At 67.4% G+C, this 17631-nt stretch carries 17 protein-coding genes; 11 read left to right on the top strand and 6 right to left on the bottom strand.

Annotated features, from left to right (window positions below; genetic code table 11):
- Positions 1–836: 836 nt before the first annotated feature.
- The 3 genes from yaaA to ACOHWE_RS07265 form a co-directional block, all read right to left on the bottom strand.
- Entirely contained in the window at positions 837–1601 is a 765-nt protein-coding gene (gene yaaA / locus ACOHWE_RS07275) for a peroxide stress protein YaaA (protein ID WP_420665306.1), read from the bottom strand.
- 61 nt (positions 1602–1662) lie between these two features.
- The gene (recQ, locus tag ACOHWE_RS07270; protein ID WP_420665305.1) at positions 1663–3744 is read right to left on the bottom strand and encodes a DNA helicase RecQ; all 2082 of its coding nucleotides are present in this window, start codon (positions 3742–3744) and stop codon (positions 1663–1665) included.
- 171 nt (positions 3745–3915) lie between these two features.
- The gene (locus ACOHWE_RS07265) at positions 3916–4203 is read right to left on the bottom strand and encodes a YggT family protein (protein WP_420665304.1); all 288 of its coding nucleotides are present in this window, start codon (positions 4201–4203) and stop codon (positions 3916–3918) included.
- Between the two features lie 132 nt (positions 4204–4335).
- On the opposite strand from ACOHWE_RS07265, the gene ACOHWE_RS07260 reads away from it, so the two are divergent.
- From ACOHWE_RS07260 to ACOHWE_RS07210, 11 genes are all read left to right on the top strand, one after another.
- Complete coding sequence (locus ACOHWE_RS07260; protein ID WP_420665303.1) at positions 4336–4884, top strand: acyl-CoA thioesterase; 549 nt, start codon at positions 4336–4338, stop codon at positions 4882–4884.
- Positions 4885–4969: 85 nt separating this feature from the next.
- Complete coding sequence (locus ACOHWE_RS07255; protein WP_420665914.1) at positions 4970–6334, top strand: MFS transporter; 1365 nt, start codon at positions 4970–4972, stop codon at positions 6332–6334.
- Entirely contained in the window at positions 6331–7209 is an 879-nt protein-coding gene (mepA, locus tag ACOHWE_RS07250) for a penicillin-insensitive murein endopeptidase (RefSeq protein ID WP_420665302.1), read from the top strand. The genes ACOHWE_RS07255 and mepA overlap by 4 nt, the downstream gene beginning before the upstream one ends.
- The gene (locus ACOHWE_RS07245; protein ID WP_420665300.1) at positions 7182–8102 is read left to right on the top strand and encodes an esterase-like activity of phytase family protein; all 921 of its coding nucleotides are present in this window, start codon (positions 7182–7184) and stop codon (positions 8100–8102) included. The genes mepA and ACOHWE_RS07245 overlap by 28 nt, the downstream gene beginning before the upstream one ends.
- 194 nt (positions 8103–8296) lie before the next feature.
- Entirely contained in the window at positions 8297–8932 is a 636-nt protein-coding gene (locus ACOHWE_RS07240; protein ID WP_420665298.1) for a queuosine precursor transporter, read from the top strand.
- Positions 8933–9208: 276 nt separating this feature from the next.
- A complete protein-coding gene (gene arfB / locus ACOHWE_RS07235; protein WP_420665296.1) occupies positions 9209–9628 on the top strand; it encodes an alternative ribosome rescue aminoacyl-tRNA hydrolase ArfB in 420 nt (139 codons plus the stop codon).
- Positions 9629–9694: 66 nt separating this feature from the next.
- Complete coding sequence (locus ACOHWE_RS07230) at positions 9695–10441, top strand: SDR family oxidoreductase (RefSeq protein WP_420665294.1); 747 nt, start codon at positions 9695–9697, stop codon at positions 10439–10441.
- An 88-nt stretch (positions 10442–10529) separates the two neighbouring features.
- A complete protein-coding gene (locus ACOHWE_RS07225; protein WP_420665293.1) occupies positions 10530–11549 on the top strand; it encodes a P1 family peptidase in 1020 nt (339 codons plus the stop codon).
- A 134-nt stretch (positions 11550–11683) separates the two neighbouring features.
- Positions 11684–12148 carry a c-type cytochrome gene (locus ACOHWE_RS07220; RefSeq protein ID WP_420665291.1) on the top strand — a complete coding sequence of 155 codons (465 nt, stop codon included), beginning with the start codon at positions 11684–11686 and terminating at the stop codon, positions 12146–12148.
- A 150-nt stretch (positions 12149–12298) separates the two neighbouring features.
- A complete protein-coding gene (gene idi, locus ACOHWE_RS07215) occupies positions 12299–12841 on the top strand; it encodes an isopentenyl-diphosphate Delta-isomerase (RefSeq protein ID WP_420665290.1) in 543 nt (180 codons plus the stop codon).
- A 116-nt stretch (positions 12842–12957) separates the two neighbouring features.
- Positions 12958–14214, top strand: a complete 1257-nt coding sequence (locus tag ACOHWE_RS07210) for a flavin-dependent oxidoreductase (RefSeq protein ID WP_420665288.1) — start codon at positions 12958–12960, stop codon at positions 14212–14214.
- 66 nt (positions 14215–14280) lie between these two features.
- Here the strand turns inward: ACOHWE_RS07210 and glpK are convergent, their stop codons facing one another.
- The 3 genes from glpK to panB form a co-directional block, all read right to left on the bottom strand.
- The gene (gene glpK, locus ACOHWE_RS07205) at positions 14281–15771 is read right to left on the bottom strand and encodes a glycerol kinase GlpK (RefSeq protein WP_420665287.1); all 1491 of its coding nucleotides are present in this window, start codon (positions 15769–15771) and stop codon (positions 14281–14283) included.
- 67 nt (positions 15772–15838) lie between these two features.
- Entirely contained in the window at positions 15839–16699 is an 861-nt protein-coding gene (gene panC, locus ACOHWE_RS07200; RefSeq protein WP_420665285.1) for a pantoate--beta-alanine ligase, read from the bottom strand.
- Between the two features lie 8 nt (positions 16700–16707).
- Positions 16708–17538, bottom strand: a complete 831-nt coding sequence (gene panB, locus ACOHWE_RS07195) for a 3-methyl-2-oxobutanoate hydroxymethyltransferase (protein ID WP_420665283.1) — start codon at positions 17536–17538, stop codon at positions 16708–16710.
- Positions 17539–17631: the final 93 nt, after the last annotated feature.

The following is a 17631-nucleotide window of genomic DNA, read 5'->3' as shown; positions in this document are numbered from 1 at the left end:
GTCTCCGGGCGGCCGCCGGGCGGAGGGCAGGCACGCGCCCGCCACCATTGTTCCGGCCTTGGCAGACAGCGTGCCCGTCTCACAAAGCACAGGCTTGCGCATGTGATCGCCGGGCTGGCGAGTTTTTTTGCGGAGGCGCGCGGCGCGAGACATGCAAACAATGAAGCCCACTGCCGGCCGGCGGTACAGACTTGTCGGGTGCGCCGATCCGCTGATGACACCGCCTTGGCCGGCCAACGGCGGGAAACCGGATTTCTCTCCCGGTGACCTGTAAGAAGACCGGGATACAGGAGAACGAAGAAGGTTCGGCTCTCCTGCGCACTTCGCGCTACTGGCTCCGGCCGCCTGACCTTTGAATGGCCGGGATCCGGGGCATCGGTGTGCCCCAATACCCCCTCAGTTACGCCGGAAACGCCGCTGCATGTGCCGCAGCGCAGCCCCGCCCCGGCAGACAGCCCGCATGACGTGACGCGCCAGATAACTCAATTTTGGCAGCCCGGCGCTGCCCCAGCGGGCAATGATAGACCGCCGGGGAAAGCCCCGCGGTTCCGCTACCAAACTTCAGGCGCGAAACTGGCCATCCGGACAGCAGGTTGGATGCGCACCGCAGCGCTCCCTGCCCGCGGGAGAAAAGAACTGATCGCGGCCCGGAGCTGACCCGGCAGCCTGGGGACCGCCGGAAAGACACCCGTCGTTCTGGTACTGCCCTGACCGGCAACCGGCTCGGCTGTGCAGCAGCGCTGCTTTGCGGACGGAGCCCTCCCGCTCCCGCAGGCGCGCCCCGGCCGCGCCGAAACACCAGTGTGCGGCCTCGGGCGTGGCGCCGCCCCTTGCCCTCAGCCGCGGCGCAGGAAGACGGGGGCTTCGGGAGTGGATAGCGCGGGCTGATAGGCATAGCCGCCCGCGTTGAAATCCTTCAGGCCTTCGGCCTCGCACAGACGGTGCTGGATGATGTAGCGCGCCATCGCACCGCGGGCGCGCTTGGCATAAAAGCTCACCACCTTCGGAGTACCGTTTTTGTCTTCCATGAAGACCGGCGTCACCACCGCGGGCTTCAGCGTTTTGAGGTCCACCGCACCAAAATATTCCTGGCTCGCGCAGTTCACCAGCACCTCCGCCTGCACTGCTTCGGCCTGGGTGTTCAACGCTTCCGCGATGCGGCTGCCCCAGTAATCGTAGAGGTTCCGGCCGCGCGCCGTCTTCAGCCGCGAGCCCATCTCCAGCCGGTAGGGCTGCATCGCATCGAGCGGCCGCAGCAGGCCATAAAGCCCCGACAGAATGCGGTAATGGTCTTGCGCCCAAGCCATTTCATCGGCATCGAGCGAGGCCGCCTCCAGCCCCTGATAGGTATCACCGGCAAAGGCCAGCGCGGCCGGGCGCAGGTCCGCCGCGGCGGGGTCTGCGGCAAAGTCGCGGAAACGGGTGTGGTTCAGCTTCGCGAGATCCTCGCTGATCTTCATAAGCTTCATCAGCTCCGCCACGGTGAGTTCCCGCGCCACCCCGGCCAGCGCCACCGCGTCATCGTGGAAGGCCGGCCAGGTCAGCTCCGCGTCCCGTTCCGTCCAGTCCAGCTTCTTGGCCGGAGAGGTCACTACCAACATCACTACCCCCTTGGTTCCTGTCACACGGCCCGCGGCGGGCCCGATTTATTCTGGGCGCGGCTTATCCCGCGCCGCGCAATACGTCCAGAAACGCCGCAGCGAAACGTTCCGCGCGGCGCTCCCCCAGGAGCCGGGCAAGGCCCGCCTCATCGGTGCTGCGCATCTGCGCCACCTGCGCCAGCTGCGAGGCCGAGCAGCTGAGCGGCTTCAGTGTGCCGCACTCCCCGCGCGCCAGCTGCGCCTGCGCCTCCAGCAGGGCGTCATAGGTGGAACCCGCCCCGCTTGCCGCAAGCTTGCGGCGCACCGGGTGGAGCTGTTCGGAGGCGCCAGTGATCACCGAAAGGAAATCATCCCCATAACGTTCCAGCTTCTTTGCACCGACGCCGCTGATCCGGGCCATCTGGTCCAGAGTTTCGGGGCGGCGCTCGGCCATCTCGATCAGCGTGCGGTCGGGGAAGATCACATAGGCCGGCACTTTCTGCGCCTCCGCCAGTGCGCGCCGCTTGGCCTTCAGCGCCGACAGCAGCGGCGCGTCTTCTTCCGAGACAAGCATCTTTGCCGCCGGGCGGCGCTCGGCCGACTTGATGGTGTCCTTGCGCAGTTCGATGTCCGCCTCGCCGCGCAGGATCGGCAGCGCCGCTTCGGTCATCCGCAGCGCGCCGTGGCGTTCCGGGTCGGGGCGCACCAGGTCGTGGCCCATCATCTGCCGGAACACCGCCTGCCACTGGCGCTTGCCGTATTCCTTGCCGCAGGCATAAACCGACAGCTCATCATGCCGCTTGGCACGGATGCGGTCGGTTTCGGTTCCCGTGAGAATGTCGATCAGATGGCCCGAGCCGTAGGTTTCCTGCGTGCGCAGGATGGCCGAAAGCGCCTTGCGCACGGCGGTGGTGCCGTCGAAGATCTCCGCCGGGCGGTCGCATAGGTCGCAGTTGCCGCAAGGTTCCGCCTCCTCCCCGAAATAGGCGAGCAGCTTCTGGCGGCGGCAGCGAAGTGCTTCGGCCAGGCCAAGGAGCGCGTTCAGCCGGGCGTGGTCGGCGGCGCGGCGTTCCGGCGGGGCGAGGCCTTCGTCCACCTGCGAGCGGCGCAAGCGGATGTCGTCGGGGCCGAACAGCGTCATCGTCTCGGCCGGGGCGCCGTCTCGGCCCGCGCGGCCGATTTCCTGGTAGTAGGCCTCGATGCTTTTCGGCAGGTCGGCATGCGCAACCCAGCGGATATCCGGCTTGTCGATGCCCATGCCGAAGGCGACGGTCGCCACCACGATCAGCCCGTCCTCGCGGGCAAAGCGGGTCTCCACGATGCGGCGGTCCTCGGCCTCCATACCGCCGTGGTAGAAACAGGCGGCGTGACCCGAGGCCTCCAGCGCGCGGGCGATGTCCTCGGTCTTGGCACGGGTGCCGCAATAGACGATGCCGGACTGGCCGCGCCGCGCGTCGGCAAAGTCGAGGATCTGCTTGCGCGGGCTGTCCTTGGCGGCAAAGGCGAGGTGGATGTTGGGCCGGTCGAACCCGCGCAGGAAGCTGCGGGGGGCAGCGCCGCCGAACAGCTTCTGGACGATCTCCTCGCGGGTTTCCTGGTCGGCGGTGGCGGTGAAGGCCGCGAGCGGCACGTCCAGCGCCTCGCGCAGCTCGCCGATGCGCAGGTAGTCGGGGCGGAAGTCGTGGCCCCACTGGCTGACGCAATGCGCCTCGTCCACCGCGATCAGGCTCACGCCGATGCGGCGCAGCATGCCCATCGCCGCCCCCGAAGCCAGACGCTCCGGCGCCATGTAGAGCAGCTTCAGCTCCCCCGCCTCGATCGCGGCCCAGACCGCTTCGGTCTCCTCTTCGGTGTTGCCGGAGGTGAGCGCGCCCGCGGCAACGCCCGCCTCCTGCAGCGCCCGCACCTGGTCGCGCATCAGCGCGATCAGCGGCGAGATCACCACGGTGACGCCATCGCGCAATAGCGCGGGCAGCTGGAAGCACAGCGACTTGCCGCCGCCGGTGGGCATGATCGCCAGCACGTTTTCCCCGGCCGTGACGGCCTCCACGATCTCCTCCTGCCCGGGGCGGAAGGCATCGTAGCCAAAAATGTCACGCAACAGCGGGAGGGCGCCGGACGGGTTTGCCGTACCCGTCATCGGGGCCGAAAGGGTGTCCGTCATGGGGCGGAGGGCCTCGCGGATGATGTCTGCTCGATGTGGCGGGCACATTCCCACAGGCAGCCGCGGGCGGCAAGGGGCCGGGCGGAAATCCCCCCGCCGCAGGCAGGCGTTTTCACCCGCGCCTCACGGCGGGGGCACAGCCCGGCGCGTACGGCCGGAGGAAAGTGCGGATCAGTAGAAGGCCGAGACGTTGTTCACCAGCACAATACGCAGCGCATAGACCGCGACCAGCACAACCAGCGGCGCCAGATCGATGCCGCCCATATTAGGCATCAGGCGGCGCACTGGTGCGTAAAGCGGCTCAAGAATGCGGTTCAGCCCGTACCAGATCTGCCCGACAAACTGCTGATGCAGGTTCAGCACCTGGAAATTGATCAGCCAGCTCATGATCACATGGGCAATGATGAAGAACCAGACGATATCCAGGATCAGCATCAGGATTTGGAACAGCGAGACCATCTCTATTTCCCTTCTTCGAACAGCCACACAGGTAAGCAGCCGCAGGGAAATAGGCAAGGCTTCCGCAAGGTTGCAGTTGACGCGCTGTAAACGGGTGGCATCACGGGCACAACGCCAAGGAGACCTGCCGCAATGTTCCCTATTGTCCGACTGCTGAAAGACGTGGCCCTCGCCGGCCGGATGGCGCCGCTGGATCTGACCGAGACACATGTCTCGAACCACATCTGCTGGCCCTGGGACATCGACATCTGGATGGAGCTGAACAACGGCCGCGCGATGACGCTCTATGACCTAGGCCGCACCATGCTGGCCCGCCGCGTCGGCCTGATCGGGGTGCTCAAAAACAAGCGCTGGGGGCTCACCGTCGCGGGCACGACGGTCCGCTTCCGCCGCCGCATCCGCGCCTTCGAACGCTTTGAAATGAAGACCCGCACCGTCGCCTGGGACGACCGCTTCATCTACCTGGAGCAGTCGATGTGGAAGACGAACGGCGAATGCGCGAGCCACGTGATGCTGCGGACTGCGGTGACCGACCGCAACGGCATCGTGGCGCCCGAAAAGGTGCTGGCCGCGCTTGGCCGGGAGCAGAGCGCCTCGCCCGAGATGCCGGGCTGGATCGCCGCCTGGTGCGAGGCGGATAGCGGCCGGCCCTGGCCGCCGATGCAGGACGGGGTTGCCTAGCCGCCCGCGCCCCTGTCATACCTGACCTCAAGTAACAAGTGATACGGGCAGGGCAGGCGTGCAGAAGATCACCACGGGGGCAGGCATGCGGCAGGTAACCAGCCGCCAGCGCATCTGGGGCTGGTGGTTCTTCGATTGGGCCAGCCAGCCCTACCACACGCTGCTCGTCACCTTCATCTTCGGCCCCTTCTTTGCCGCGGTGGCGGCGGAGCTTTTCCTCGGCCAGGGCCTGAGCGAGACCGCCGCGCGTGCCGAAGCGCAGACGCTGTGGTCCATGTGCCTCACCGTGACCGGGCTGATCATCGGCTTCGGCGCGCCCCTGCTGGGCGCGATGGCGGACATCAGCGGGCGGCGGCGGCCGTGGATCGCGGTGTTTTCCCTGATGTACGTGCTGGGCGCAGCGGGCCTCTGGTTCATGGACCCGGGCGGCAGCAACCTGTGGTGGATGCTTTTGAGCTTCGGCCTCGGCTTCATCGGCGCCGAGTTTGCGCTGATCTTCGTCAACGCGCAGCTGCCCTCGCTCACCGGGCGCGAGGATGCGGGCCGGGTCTCCGGCTCCGGCTTTGCCTTCGGCTACCTCGGCGGGGTGGTGGCGCTGTTCATCATGCTCCTGCTGTTTGTCGAGCAGTCCAGCGGCAGGACCCTGATCGGCCTCGCCCCCGCCTTCGGCCTTGATCCCGAGGCGCGCGAGGGCACCCGTGCGGTGGGGCCCTTCACCGCGCTGTGGTTTGCCGTCTTCATGATCCCCTACGCGCTCTGGGTGCGCGACCAGGACGCCACCGGCCGCCGCGCGCATGTGGGCGACGCCTGGCACCGGGTGGTTGAGCTGGTCAAGGGGCTGCGCCGGCGCGGGAGCCTTGCGGCCTATCTCGGCTCCTCGATGCTCTACCGCGATGCGCTGAACGGGCTTTATGGCTTTGGCGGCGTCTATGCCAAGCTGGTGCTGGGCTGGGAGCTCACCCTGATTGGTGTCTTCGGCATCGTCGCTGCGCTGGCCGCCACCGTGTTCTGCTGGCTCGGCGGCAAGGCGGACAAACGCTTCGGCCCGAAACCGGTGATCATCACCTCAATCCTGGTGCTGTCCCTGGTCTGCCTCACCATCGTGAACATGTCGCGCACGCATCTGTTTGGCATGGCCCTGCCCGAAGGCTCCACCCTGCCCGACGCCATCTTCTTTGGCTGCGGCGTTCTGATCGGCGGTTTCGGCGGCATCCTGCAGGCGGCAAGCCGCACGCTGATGGTGCGCCACACAGGGCCGGAGAGCGCGACCGAAAGCTTCGGCCTCTACGGCCTCTCGGGCCGCGCCACCGCCTTCCTGGCGCCCGCCCTGATCGGGCTGGCCACCACGCTCACCGGCAGCGCGCGGCTGGGGATCACCCCGGTGATCGGGCTGTTCCTGCTGGGGCTTATCTTGTTGTACTGGGTTAAAGCAGAAGGAGACCACGGTTGAACTACCTCCTTGCATTCTTCCTCGCGGTCGCGTCCCTGGCGGCCGCGGCGGCACCCGCCGCGGCGCAGACCCCGGCCAAGGTGCTGTTCGGCGCCAAGCCCACAGGATCGCCGCACCGCCCGGCGCCCTTCGGCTCTTACAGCAAAGGCTGTGTCGCGGGTGCCGTGCAGCTGCCCGAGACCGGCCCCACCTGGCAGGCTATGCGGCTCAGCCGCAACCGCAACTGGGCCCACCCCGAGGCGGTGGATTTTGTCCAGGACCTCAGCCGGTTTGCCGCCCGCCAGCCGGGCTGGAAGGGCCTCTACATCGGCGACATGAGCCAGCCCCGCGGCGGGCCGATGCTGACCGGCCACCGCAGCCACCAGACCGGGCTCGACATCGACATCTGGATGCGCCCCGCGGACCGGCTCGACCTCAGCCGCAGCGCGCGGGAGAACATTTCCTCGATCTCGATGCGCCGTGCCAAGGGCGCCTATGTGAACGCCGCCTGGACCCGCGCCCATCACGAGCTCCTGAAGGCCGCCGCCAAGGACAAGCGCGTGGCGCGGATCTTCGTCTTTCCCGGCGCCAAGGTGCAGATGTGCAAGGACGAGAAGGGCAGCCGCCGCTGGCTGCGCAAGATCCGGCCCTGGGACGGGCATCACTACCACTTCCACGTGCGGCTTGCCTGCCCGCGCGGCGCACGCGGCTGCACCGATCAGTCCCCGCCGCCCAAGGGCGACGGTTGCGCCGAGGCGCAGGAATGGGTGAATGATATCCTGCACCCCAAACCCGCCAAGCCGGCTGACCCCAAGGCGCCCAAGCCCCAGCCGCGGCGCGACTACACTCTCGCGGACCTGCCCCAGCAATGCGCTACCGTCCTGCACGCAAACTGAGCCTGGCCCTCGCTGCCGCTGCCGCCCTCGCCGCGGCCGTTGCCGCCTGCGCCGCCAGCCGCCCCGGGGACCCGCCGGACCAGGCGCGCTACCTCGGCAGCTACACTTGGAAGAACGGCAGCCGCTGGTTCGGCGGCCTGTCAGCTCTTGAGGTGAGCGGCGGCGGCACCAGCCTCACCGTGCTCAGCGACCGGGCGCATCTGGCATCGGCGCAGGTGGAGCGCGGAGCGGCCGGAGCAATCACCGGCGTTACCCTCACCGGGGTGCACCGACTGCGGGGTGCCTCCGGCGACCCGCTCGGCCGCGGCGCCCTCGACAGCGAGGGTCTGGCGCTGGACCCCGGCGGCGGATTTTACGTGTCCTTCGAAGGCCGCGCCCGGGTCGCCCGCTACGATGACGAGGCCAGCCCTGCCAAACCGCTTCCACGGCCCCGCGAATTCCGCCGCATGCCGCGCAACAAGGCGCTGGAAGCGCTGGCGATCAGCCCCGAGGGCCATCTTTACACGATGCCCGAACGCGCGCTTGACAAAGACCGGCAGATTCCGGTCTGGCGCTGGGACGGCAGGCGCTGGAGCCAGCCCTTCAGCCTGCCGCCCCGCGATGGCTTCCTGCCGGTGGGGGCCGACTTCGGCCCCGACGGACGCTTCTACCTGCTGGAGCGCGACTTCGCCTACTTCGGTTTCCGCAGCCGGCTGCGGCGCTGGGATATCACGGCGCAGGGGCCCGAAAACGAAACCGTGCTGCTGCAGACCGGGACCGGCACCCATGACAACCTCGAAGGACTGGCGGTCTGGCGCGCCGCAGACGGGAGCCTGCGCGCTACGATGATTTCGGACGATAACTTCACCGCCCTGCAGCGCACCGAACTGGTGGAATACGCCCTGCCCCCCTGAGCCCCGGCCGCGCCGCGCCAGCGGCACCCGGCGCAACCACGCCTGGCGCATTTCCCGCGGGAGTTCCCGGCCCTCCCCTCCGCCAGACATGCGCAGCGGCTGAACCTTGCTTAGAGGCACCGCGCGGTTTATGGACGGCGGTCTTCCGCCGCTGCGGAACAAGTCTCCGCGACCTTGCTAAAAACGGATCAAATATGAACCGCTCTCATCTTCCTGGCATTCTTGCCATGGCCGCCGTGGTGGTGGCTTCCAACATCCTGGTGCAGTTCCTGTTCGGCCAGTGGCTGACCTGGGGCGCCTTCACCTATCCCGTCGCCTTCCTCGTCACCGATGTGATGAATCGCGTCTATGGCGGCGCCGCTGCCCGCAAGGTGGTCATGGCCGGCTTCATCGTGGGCGTGGCCTGCTCGCTGGCCGGCACGCAGGTGATGCTTCAGGGCGACGGCTTCACCTATCCTGCTGTGACCTTCCGCATCGCGCTTGCCTCCGGCCTCGCCTTCCTGACCGCCCAGATGCTGGACGTCGCGGTCTTCTCTGCCCTGCGCGAGGGCCGCTGGTGGCGCGCGCCCCTGGCCTCGACCCTGATCGGCTCCTCCGTGGATACCGCGATCTTCTTCACCCTTGCTTTCTCCGCGGGCCTCACTGCGCTGGAGCCTTCCAACGATGTCTCTTGGGCCAACGAGATGCTGCCGCTCCTCGGAACCGGGCCGGTCGCACCGCTCTGGGTGTCGCTCGCAGTGGCCGACTGGATGGTGAAACTCTCCCTCGCCCTGCTCGCCCTTGTGCCTTTCCGCATCATCGTGCGTACTCTCACCCAAGCCGCCACATGATTTTGTTTTGACATTAACCGAATCTGTGGCAGGCTGAAGTCACACGAAACATTCAGAAAGGAGGTGCCCATTGTCTAGAGAAGCTATGGAGAGCAGTGCCGGAACAGTTCAGAAGGAGTGCGGCCGAGGCAGCCCTTGGCGCGTTTGAACTCTGAATTGGTGCTCGCCTAACCGGTGCACCTCCTATCATCTCGAAGGGCTGTTTCCACGTCAGGGGGCAGCCCTTTCGAATTTTGCGAAGCCCCGCCTGAAAGCCCCTGGTCCGCCCGTCCCGCCATGCTCCATATCACCGACAAGATTGCCCTGCAGGACTGGGAACTGACTGAAAGCTTCATCCGAGCCTCCGGACCGGGCGGGCAAAACGTGAACAAGGTCGCCACCGCGGTTGAGCTGCGCTTTGAGGCTGCCCGCTCCCCCGCGCTCACGCCCGCCGTCAAGTCCCGGCTCAAGCGCCTCGCCGGCCGGCGCTGGACCAAGGAGGGAGCGATCGTCCTGCAGTGTGACGAGACCCGCTCGCAGCAAAGAAACCGTGACATCGCCCGCGAACGCCTGGCCGAGCTGGTGCGCGAGGCTCTGGTGGTCCCCAAGCGCCGCATTGCCACCAAGCCCACCCGCGGCTCGGTCAAGCGGCGGCTGGAGGCCAAGAAGCAGCGCAGTGCGGTGAAGGCGGCGCGCGGAAAAATCGACCCCGACTGATCCGCTGACTTGCCCCCGCGCCGCGCCGCCCTCAAGGTAGCGCCAAAACAAGCGGGAGGAGGATACATGCGGCTCACAGGAAAAACAGCGCTGGTGACCGGCGGCGCGTCGGGATTTGGCGAGGGCATCGTGCGCAAGTTCGTTGCCGAAGGTGCCCGGGTGATGATCGCCGATATCAACGGCGCAGCGGCTGAGGAACTCGCAGCGGAACTCGGCAGAACCGCAATCGCTCAGCAGGCCGATGTCGCCTCCGCGGCCTCTGTGGACACAATGGCCGGGGCTGTGCTTGCCGCCTTCGGCCATCTCGACATTCTGGTCAACAACGCAGGCGTGACCCACCTGCCGCAACCGCTGGAAGAGGTCTCCGAGGAGGATTTCGACCGCGTCTTCCAGGTCAACATGAAAGCCGTCTACCTGACAGCCCGCGCTCTGGTGCCGCATATGAAAGCGCGCAAGTCCGGCGTCATGCTCAACGTGGCCTCCACCGCCGGAGTCTCGCCCCGGCCCAACCTCAACTGGTACAATGCCTCCAAGGGCTGGATGATCACTGCCACGAAAACGATGGCGGTCGAACTCGCCCCTCACGGTGTGAGGGTGAATGCGATCAACCCGGTGGCCGGGGAAACCCCGCTTCTCAAATCCTTTATGGGCGAAGACACTCCCGAGATGCGCGCAAAGTTTCTCTCCACCATTCCCCTCGGCCGCTTCTCCACCCCCGAGGACATGGGCAACGCCGCCTGTTTCCTTTGCTCCGATGAGGCCAGCATGGTGACCGGCGTTGCGATGGAAGTGGACGGCGGCCGCTGCATCTGAATCCGGCGCCCCTTTCTGGCCCCAAATACCCCCGCCGGAGGCTGCCCGCACCAGCGGGCGTCCCGATAATCCCAGGAAAGAAATAGGCATGCATCCCGGAGCGAAGAATCTGATCACCGACGTGCCCGGCATTCTGGTCGGCAATGCTGAGGACGACGCGCTGAAATCCGGCACCACTGTGCTGACCGCGGACGCCCCCTTCACCGCGGCGGTGCAGGTGATGGGCGGCGCGCCGGGGACGCGGGAGACTGATCTCCTGGCGCCCGACAAATCGGTGGCGCAAATCGACGCTCTGGTGCTCTCCGGCGGTTCGGCCTTCGGGCTTGATGCCTGCTCCGGGGTGATGGAGGGGCTGCGGGCGGCGGGGCGCGGCTACCCTGTGGGACCGGCACGGGTGCCGCTCGTGCCCGGCGCCATCCTGTTCGATCTGCTGAACGGCGGCGCCAAGGATTGGGCGGAAAACCCGTACCGCGCCCTTGGCCGCGCCGCCTTCGAGGCAGCTGGCGCGGACTTCGGCCTTGGCACCGCCGGTGCAGGCACCGGGGCGCTGACGGCACGGCTCAAGGGCGGCCTGGGCTCGGCCTCGCTGGTGCTGGACAGCGGCGCCACTGTCGGGGCACTGGTCGCGGCCAACCCGATGGGTGCGGCGACAACTCCGGGGGACCGCCACTTCTGGTCCGCGCCCTTCGAAATCGGCGGCGAATTCGGCGGACTGGGCCCGGACCCGGACGCGGGGCTTGGACGCCGCCTCGAAAGCCGCAAGCTGGCCGCGATGCAGGCGCTGGCGGCGGGGGTGCCAATCCCGCCGGAGGGCGCCAATACCACCATTGCCATTGTCGCCACCGACGCCGCGCTGAGCAAGTCGGAATGCCAGCGTCTTGCCACTGCCGCGCATGACGGCATCGGCCGTGCCATTGTGCCCGCTCATGCACCGGGCGACGGCGATCTGGTCTTTGCTGCCAGCACCGGCGCCCGCCCCATGGACGAAGGCGAGCTTGGCGATCTCTGCCACGCTGCCGCACTCTGCCTCTCCCGCGCCATCGCGCGCGCGGTCTGCCTCGCCCGCCCCGCGCCCGGCGATCTGCTCCCCTGCTGGTCCCCCGATTGATCTGGCTAAAGCCGCAGCGCCCTCCATCCCCTTGTCCTGGGGCACCCCAACCGCTGCGCGTCAAACTGTCCGTTGACTATCCGGACGGATCGCCCACATGTCTGATTGCCAACTCATAAACCGGAGCAAGCAATATGAAACCTCTCTTTTCAGCCGCCATTCTCGGTCTTCTCGCCACGCCGGTCCTCGCCGAAGGCGACCCGGCCGAGGGTGAAAAGGGGTTCAACAAATGCAAGGCGTGCCACACGATCACCTCCGATAGCGGTGACGTGATCGTTAAGGGCGGCAAGACCGGGCCCAATCTCTGGGGCGTGGCTGGCCGCACTGCGGGCACCGTCGAGGGCTTCAAATACGGCGACGATCTTGTCGCCGCAGGCGAATCCGGTCTGACCTGGACCGAGGAAAATTTCGTTGCCTACACCGCCGATCCGCGCGCTTTCCTGCGCGAGTACACCGGAGACTCCAAGGCCAAGTCAAAAATGTCCTTCCGCCTGAACAAGGGCGCAGAAGACATCTACGCCTTCCTCGCCGGCCACGGCCCGGCCCCGGAAGAGGGCGGCGAAGCTGCTGGCGAAAGCGAAGCTGAGGCCACGAACTGAACAGGGGACTGCTGCGTTTCCTCAAAGCCGCGGCAAAAGCGCCGCGGCTTTTCGTGTAATTGCTTTCGCGGCCCCGTAACGCTAGCCCTAAAAAGCACCCGCGCGGCCGTCTGAAGCCTGCCGCCGCGTCTGAACCGTCATGGGTAGAACATGAGCCATTTGATCCCGGCCTGGGTGAACGGCGATTTGACACCGGTAGACAAGCTTGCCGCGCATGAGCGGGGGCTGAAGCACAAGGCGGTTTCGGTCTTTGTGGTGAAAGGTGTTGAGATCCTGCTGCAGCGCCGCGCCATGGGCAAGTACCACACCCCCGGACTCTGGGCGAACACCTGCTGCACCCACCCGATGTGGCAGGAGCAGCCCGCCGCCTGTGCGGTGCGCCGGATGCGCGAGGAGCTTGGCATCACCGGGCTTTACCCGGAGTTCCGGCACCACCTGGAATACCGCGCCGATGTCGGCAACGGCCTGGTCGAGCACGAGGCGGTCGATGTCTTCCTCGCCCACGCCCACCGGCCGCTGCGGCTGGCCCCTGACCCGGAGGAGGTGATGGACACCCGCTGGGTGGACTACCACGACCTTCTGGCCGAGGTGCAACGCCATCCTGAGCGGTTCACCCCCTGGCTCAAGATCTACCTGCGCAGCTATGCCGACGTGATTTTCGGCCCCGACCTCATCATCGCCGGCCGCCGCTGAGCGGACCGCCGCCTTTCTCCCCGCTCGCGGACGGCTGCGGTCCGTTCGCTCTCGGCGCTTGCCCCGGGAAAGGGTCTGTGCTGTTCTTCGGCCGCAAAAAGGGAGGCACGCTTATCATGACCATTCTGATCGCCGGCGGCGGCATCGCCGGGCTTAGCCTCGGCCTCACCCTGCACCAGATCGGCGTGCCCTTTCATATCTACGAGGCCGCCGCGGAGCTGCGGCCGATGGGCGTGGGCATCAATCTGCAGCCCAATGCGGTGCGGGAGCTGTTCGACCTTGGCCTGGAGGCAGAGCTGGATGCCATCGGTGTCCGCACCCGGCAGCTCGGCTTCTACAGCAAGCGCGGCAAGACGATCTGGGAAGAACCGCGGGGTATGGATGCGGGCTATTCCTGGCCGCAGTTCTCCGTGCACCGGGGCGCCCTGCAAATGATGCTCTACCGTACCCTGCTGGACCGGGCCGGTCCCGGCTGCATCACCACCGGGGCGCGGGCGAGCGGGTTCGGGACCAGCGCGGAAGGTGCCGCTCTGGTCCTGCAGGACGGCCGCCGCGCCGAAGGCCGCCTGGTCGTGGCCGCCGACGGCATCCACTCGGCCTTGCGCGCGCAGATGCAGCCGGATGAGGGCGCCCCGATCTGGAACGGCCGCATCCTCTGGCGCGCCACCACCTGGGCGCCCGCCTTCTTCGGCGGCGGCGCGATGGCGATGATCGGGCACGATCACCTGCGGCTGGTCGCCTACCCGATCTCGCAAGCGGACGAGGAGGGCCGCGCGACGATCAACTGGATCGCGGAAAAGAGCTTCGACCCCGCCACGCCCTGGCAGCGCGAGGACTGGAACCGCCCGGCGGACATCACGGATTTCGCGGGCGATTTCGAGGACTGGCGCTTCTCCTGGATCGACGTGCCCGCGCTGATCCGCGGGGCGGAGACGGTTTTCGAGTACCCGATGGTGGACCGCGACCCGCTCGCGCACTGGACCCGGGGCAATGTCACCCTGATGGGCGATGCGGCGCATCCGACTTATCCGGTCGGTTCCAACGGCGCGAGCCAGGCGATCGTCGATGCCAGGGTGCTGGGGGCAAAGCTGCTGGAGCACGGGATTTCTTCGGCGGCGTTCGAGGCGTACGAGGCGGAAGTCCGCCCGCTCACCACTGCGGTCGGCCTCGCCAACCGCGCCGGCGGCGGTCCGGATGCGGTGCTGCAAAAAGTCGAGGATCTTTGCGGCGGTGAATTCGGCGACATCGGCACGGTGATCCCGCACGAGGAGCTGGCTGCGCACGCCGCCCGGTACAAATCTATCGCGGGGTTCTCGATTGCCGAGCTCAACGCCCGTCCCCGCACCATCCCGGAAGGTGCACGCCTCGGCTGACCGGGGCGCTCCCGCCGCCGGCATCAATGATGCCGGCACATGCCTCGGGCCGCCGCCTCAGCCGGGTCAGACACCGATCACCGCCTGCACGGCGCGCTGCCAGCGGGCATAGGCGGCTTCGCGGGCCTCCGCATCGAGCTGCGGCTTGAACTCGCGGTCCAGCCGCCAGGTTTCGGCAAAGCCCGCCTGGTCCGGATAGATCCCAGCCCGCATCCCCGCAAGCCAGGCGGCACCGAGCGCGGTAGTCTCTTGCATCACCGGGCGGTCCACCGCGGCGCCGAGCAAGTCGGCGAGGCTCTGCATCGCCCAGTCGCTGGCGCTCATGCCGCCGTCGACCCTGAGCGTCACCGTGTTGTGACTGTCGTCCTCCCAGTCGGCGCGCATCGCCTCGTAGAGGTCGCGGGTCTGGTAGGCAACGCTCTGCAGCGCCGCGCGGGCGAACTCGGCCGGGCCGGAGCTGCGGGTGAGGCCGAACATGCCGCCGCGGCAGTCCGGCTGCCAGTAGGGCGCGCCAAGGCCGGTGAAGGCGGGCACCAGGATCACGTCCTGGTTCGGATCGGCCTTCTCCGCCAAGACGCCGCTTTCGCTGGCCTTGCCGATGATCCCCAGCCCGTCGCGCAGCCATTGCACCGCGGCGCCGGCGATGAAGATCGAGCCTTCCAGCGCGTAGGTCGGCTTGCCGTCCAGCTGATAGGCGATGGTGGTGAGCATCCGGCTTTTTGAAACCACCGGTTCGTCCCCGGTATTCAAGAGCGCAAAACAGCCGGTGCCATAGGTGGATTTCATCATGCCGGGCGTGAAACAGGCCTGGCCGATGGTGGCCGCCTGCTGGTCGCCGGCGACGCCCAGGATCGGCACCGCGCCGCCCAGGATATCCGCGTCGGTGGTGCCGAAGTCGGCGGCGCAGTCCTTCACTTCGGGCAGCATGTCCATCGGCACGTCCAGGAGGCCGCAGATGGTGCTGCTCCAGCGGCCCTTGCGGATATCGTACATCAGCGTGCGGGCGGCGTTGGTGGCATCGGTCACATGCGCGGCCCCGCCGGTGAGACGCCAGATCAGGAAGCTGTCGACGGTGCCGAACATCAGCTCCCCCGCCGCGGCCTTCTCGCGCGCGCCGGGCACCTCGTCGAGGATCCACTTCACCTTGGTGCCGGAGAAATACGGATCCAAGAGCAGCCCGGTGCGGTCCGCAACCACTTCCTCGTGGCCCGCCTCGCGCAGGGCTTCGCAGATCTTCGCGGTGCGGCGGTCCTGCCAGACGATCGCGTTATGCACCGCTTTGCCGCTCTCGCGCTCCCAGACCACGGTAGTTTCGCGCTGGTTGGTGATGCCGATGCTGGCCAGATCGGCGGCCTCGACGCCCTTCTCCGCCATCACCTCTCGGCAGACCTCCACGGTGGAGGACCAGATCTCCTCCGGGTCATGCTCGACCCAGCCCGCCTTCGGGTAGTGCTGGGTGAATTCCTTCTGCGCCACGCCCGCCACCTGCATCCTGTCGTCAAACAGGATTGCCCGGGTCGAGGTGGTGCCCTGATCGATCGCCAGAATATAGGTCATGCGTTGCCCTCCAGTCTCCTCTGACTGGGGACAATAAACGCAAAACTGTTATCGCTGCCAGTCCCTACTAAGAATTTAGTTGAGGAACTTCGATATTGTCGATCAACCGCACCCCGTCGAGCCAGGCGGCGGCGAACAGGCGGGCGGGACGGGCGGGCGCGTCGAGCGCTTCCAGCGTGGCGGCGCAGCGCAGGTCGAAATACTCCACCTCCCCAAATCCCGCCGCTTCCAGCGCCTGCCGCGCGGCGGCTTCCAACGGCGCCCACCTCTGGCCTCGAGCTGCGCCCTTCGCGGCCTCCGTCATCGCGGCATGAAGTGCTGCGGCGCGGGTGAGCGCTTCCGGCACAAGCCGCAGGTTGCGGGAGGACATCGCCAGCCCGGACGGCTCGCGTACGGTTTCGCAGCCCACCACCTCGATCGGGATGTCGAGATCGCGCGCCATCCGCCGCACCACCATCAGCTGCTGGTAGTCCTTCTGGCCGAAATAGGCCTTGTCCGCGCCGGTTTGCAGGAACAGCTTGGCGACCACCGTCGCCACGCCGTCGAAATGGCCCGGCCGGTTGGGGCCTTCCATCACACCGGTGACGCTGCCGGAGACCGAAACGTTGGTGGCGTAGCCCTCCGGGTAGATCTGGTCCGGGTCGGGCACGTAGATGAGGTCGACGCCATAGGGGGCGAGCTTCTCCGCGTCCTGGTTTTCGGTGCGGGGGTAGTTCGCCAGGTCTTCCGGGCTGTTGAACTGGCGCGGGTTCACGAAGATGGTCACGATCACCCGGTCGCAGGCGGCCTTTGCGGCCTCCACCAGCGACAGGTGGCCCGCATGCAGCGCGCCCATGGTGGGGACGAGGCCGATGGTTTCGCCCGCCCGGTGCCACTGGGCGGTCGCCGCGCGCAGATCGCTGAGGCGGCGCAGGATCGGGGCGGTCATGCCGGCACTCATCCCTTGGCCGGGGCCTGGTCGGCAAAGACATGCTCTGCCGCGGGGAAGCTGCGGGCGCGCACCTCGGCGGCGTATTCGGCAATCGCGGCCTCCGCGGCGGGGCCGAGGTCGGCGTAGCGCTTCACAAACTTCGGCTTGAAGGCGGTGAAGAAGCCCAGCATGTCATCCACCACCAGGATCTGCCCGTCGCAGCCCGCGCTGGCGCCGATGCCGATGGTGGGGATCGCCACCTCCGCGGTGATCCGGTCGGCGAGCCCCTGCGGCACCTTCTCCAGCACCACCGCAAAGGCACCGGCGTCTGCCACCGCGCGGGCATCCGCCAGCACCGCCTCGGCCTGGGTGTCGCGGCCCTGCACCTTGTAGCCGCCGAGCGTATTGATCGACTGCGGTGTCAGGCCGATATGCGCCATTACCGGGATGCCCCGTTTGACCAGAAAGCGGATGGTTTCGGCCATTTCCACCCCGCCTTCGAGCTTCACCGCGCCAGCGCCGGTCTCCGCCATCAGCCGGGCGGCGTTGCGGAACGCCTGGGCCGGGCCCTCCTCGTAGCTGGCGAAGGGCATGTCGATCACCATCATCGCGCGGCTCAAGCCCCGCGCCACCGCCTGGCCGTGCAGGATCATCATCTCCATCGTCACGCCAAGCGTCGAGGCCAGGCCGTGCAGCACCATGCCGACGCTGTCGCCGACGAGCACGAAATCGCAATGCTTGTCCATCACCTGCGCCATCGGCGTGGTATAGGCGGTGAGGCTCACCAAGGGCTCCCCGCCCTTGCGGGCTCGGATGTCTTCGGCGTTGGGCGCCTGTTTCCTGGCTGTCGCGCTCATGTCGGTCCTGCTCCCGGTTCGGATTGCGCACGGGAGTATCAATTAACGCGGCGCGCTTCCAGTGCGCGAAATGTCCTCCCGGCCTTGATTACG

The organism is Cribrihabitans neustonicus, assembly GCF_048820895.1.
In the GTDB taxonomy this organism is placed as follows: domain Bacteria; phylum Pseudomonadota; class Alphaproteobacteria; order Rhodobacterales; family Rhodobacteraceae; genus Cribrihabitans_A; species Cribrihabitans_A neustonicus.
This window is presented reverse-complemented; position numbering and strand designations above follow the sequence as displayed.

Excerpts from the sequence above, each read along its gene's own strand:
- ACOHWE_RS07225 (WP_420665293.1), top strand. The coding sequence starts at position 10,530 with ATGCATCCCGGAGCGAAGAATCTGATCACCGACGTGCCCGGCATTCTG.
- panC (WP_420665285.1), bottom strand. The coding sequence starts at position 16,699 with ATGACCGCCCCGATCCTGCGCCGCCTCAGCGATCTGCGCGCGGCGACC.
- ACOHWE_RS07245 (WP_420665300.1), top strand. The coding sequence starts at position 7,182 with ATGCGCTACCGTCCTGCACGCAAACTGAGCCTGGCCCTCGCTGCCGCT.
- ACOHWE_RS07260 (WP_420665303.1), top strand. The coding sequence starts at position 4,336 with ATGTTCCCTATTGTCCGACTGCTGAAAGACGTGGCCCTCGCCGGCCGG.
- ACOHWE_RS07210 (WP_420665288.1), top strand. The coding sequence starts at position 12,958 with ATGACCATTCTGATCGCCGGCGGCGGCATCGCCGGGCTTAGCCTCGGC.
- ACOHWE_RS07255 (WP_420665914.1), top strand. The coding sequence starts at position 4,970 with ATGCGGCAGGTAACCAGCCGCCAGCGCATCTGGGGCTGGTGGTTCTTC.
- ACOHWE_RS07240 (WP_420665298.1), top strand. The coding sequence starts at position 8,297 with ATGAACCGCTCTCATCTTCCTGGCATTCTTGCCATGGCCGCCGTGGTG.
- ACOHWE_RS07265 (WP_420665304.1), bottom strand. The coding sequence starts at position 4,203 with ATGGTCTCGCTGTTCCAAATCCTGATGCTGATCCTGGATATCGTCTGG.
- idi (WP_420665290.1), top strand. The coding sequence starts at position 12,299 with ATGAGCCATTTGATCCCGGCCTGGGTGAACGGCGATTTGACACCGGTA.
- panB (WP_420665283.1), bottom strand. The coding sequence starts at position 17,538 with ATGAGCGCGACAGCCAGGAAACAGGCGCCCAACGCCGAAGACATCCGA.
- recQ (WP_420665305.1), bottom strand. The coding sequence starts at position 3,744 with ATGACGGACACCCTTTCGGCCCCGATGACGGGTACGGCAAACCCGTCC.
- yaaA (WP_420665306.1), bottom strand. The coding sequence starts at position 1,601 with ATGTTGGTAGTGACCTCTCCGGCCAAGAAGCTGGACTGGACGGAACGG.
- arfB (WP_420665296.1), top strand. The coding sequence starts at position 9,209 with ATGCTCCATATCACCGACAAGATTGCCCTGCAGGACTGGGAACTGACT.
- ACOHWE_RS07230 (WP_420665294.1), top strand. The coding sequence starts at position 9,695 with ATGCGGCTCACAGGAAAAACAGCGCTGGTGACCGGCGGCGCGTCGGGA.
- glpK (WP_420665287.1), bottom strand. The coding sequence starts at position 15,771 with ATGACCTATATTCTGGCGATCGATCAGGGCACCACCTCGACCCGGGCA.
- ACOHWE_RS07220 (WP_420665291.1), top strand. The coding sequence starts at position 11,684 with ATGAAACCTCTCTTTTCAGCCGCCATTCTCGGTCTTCTCGCCACGCCG.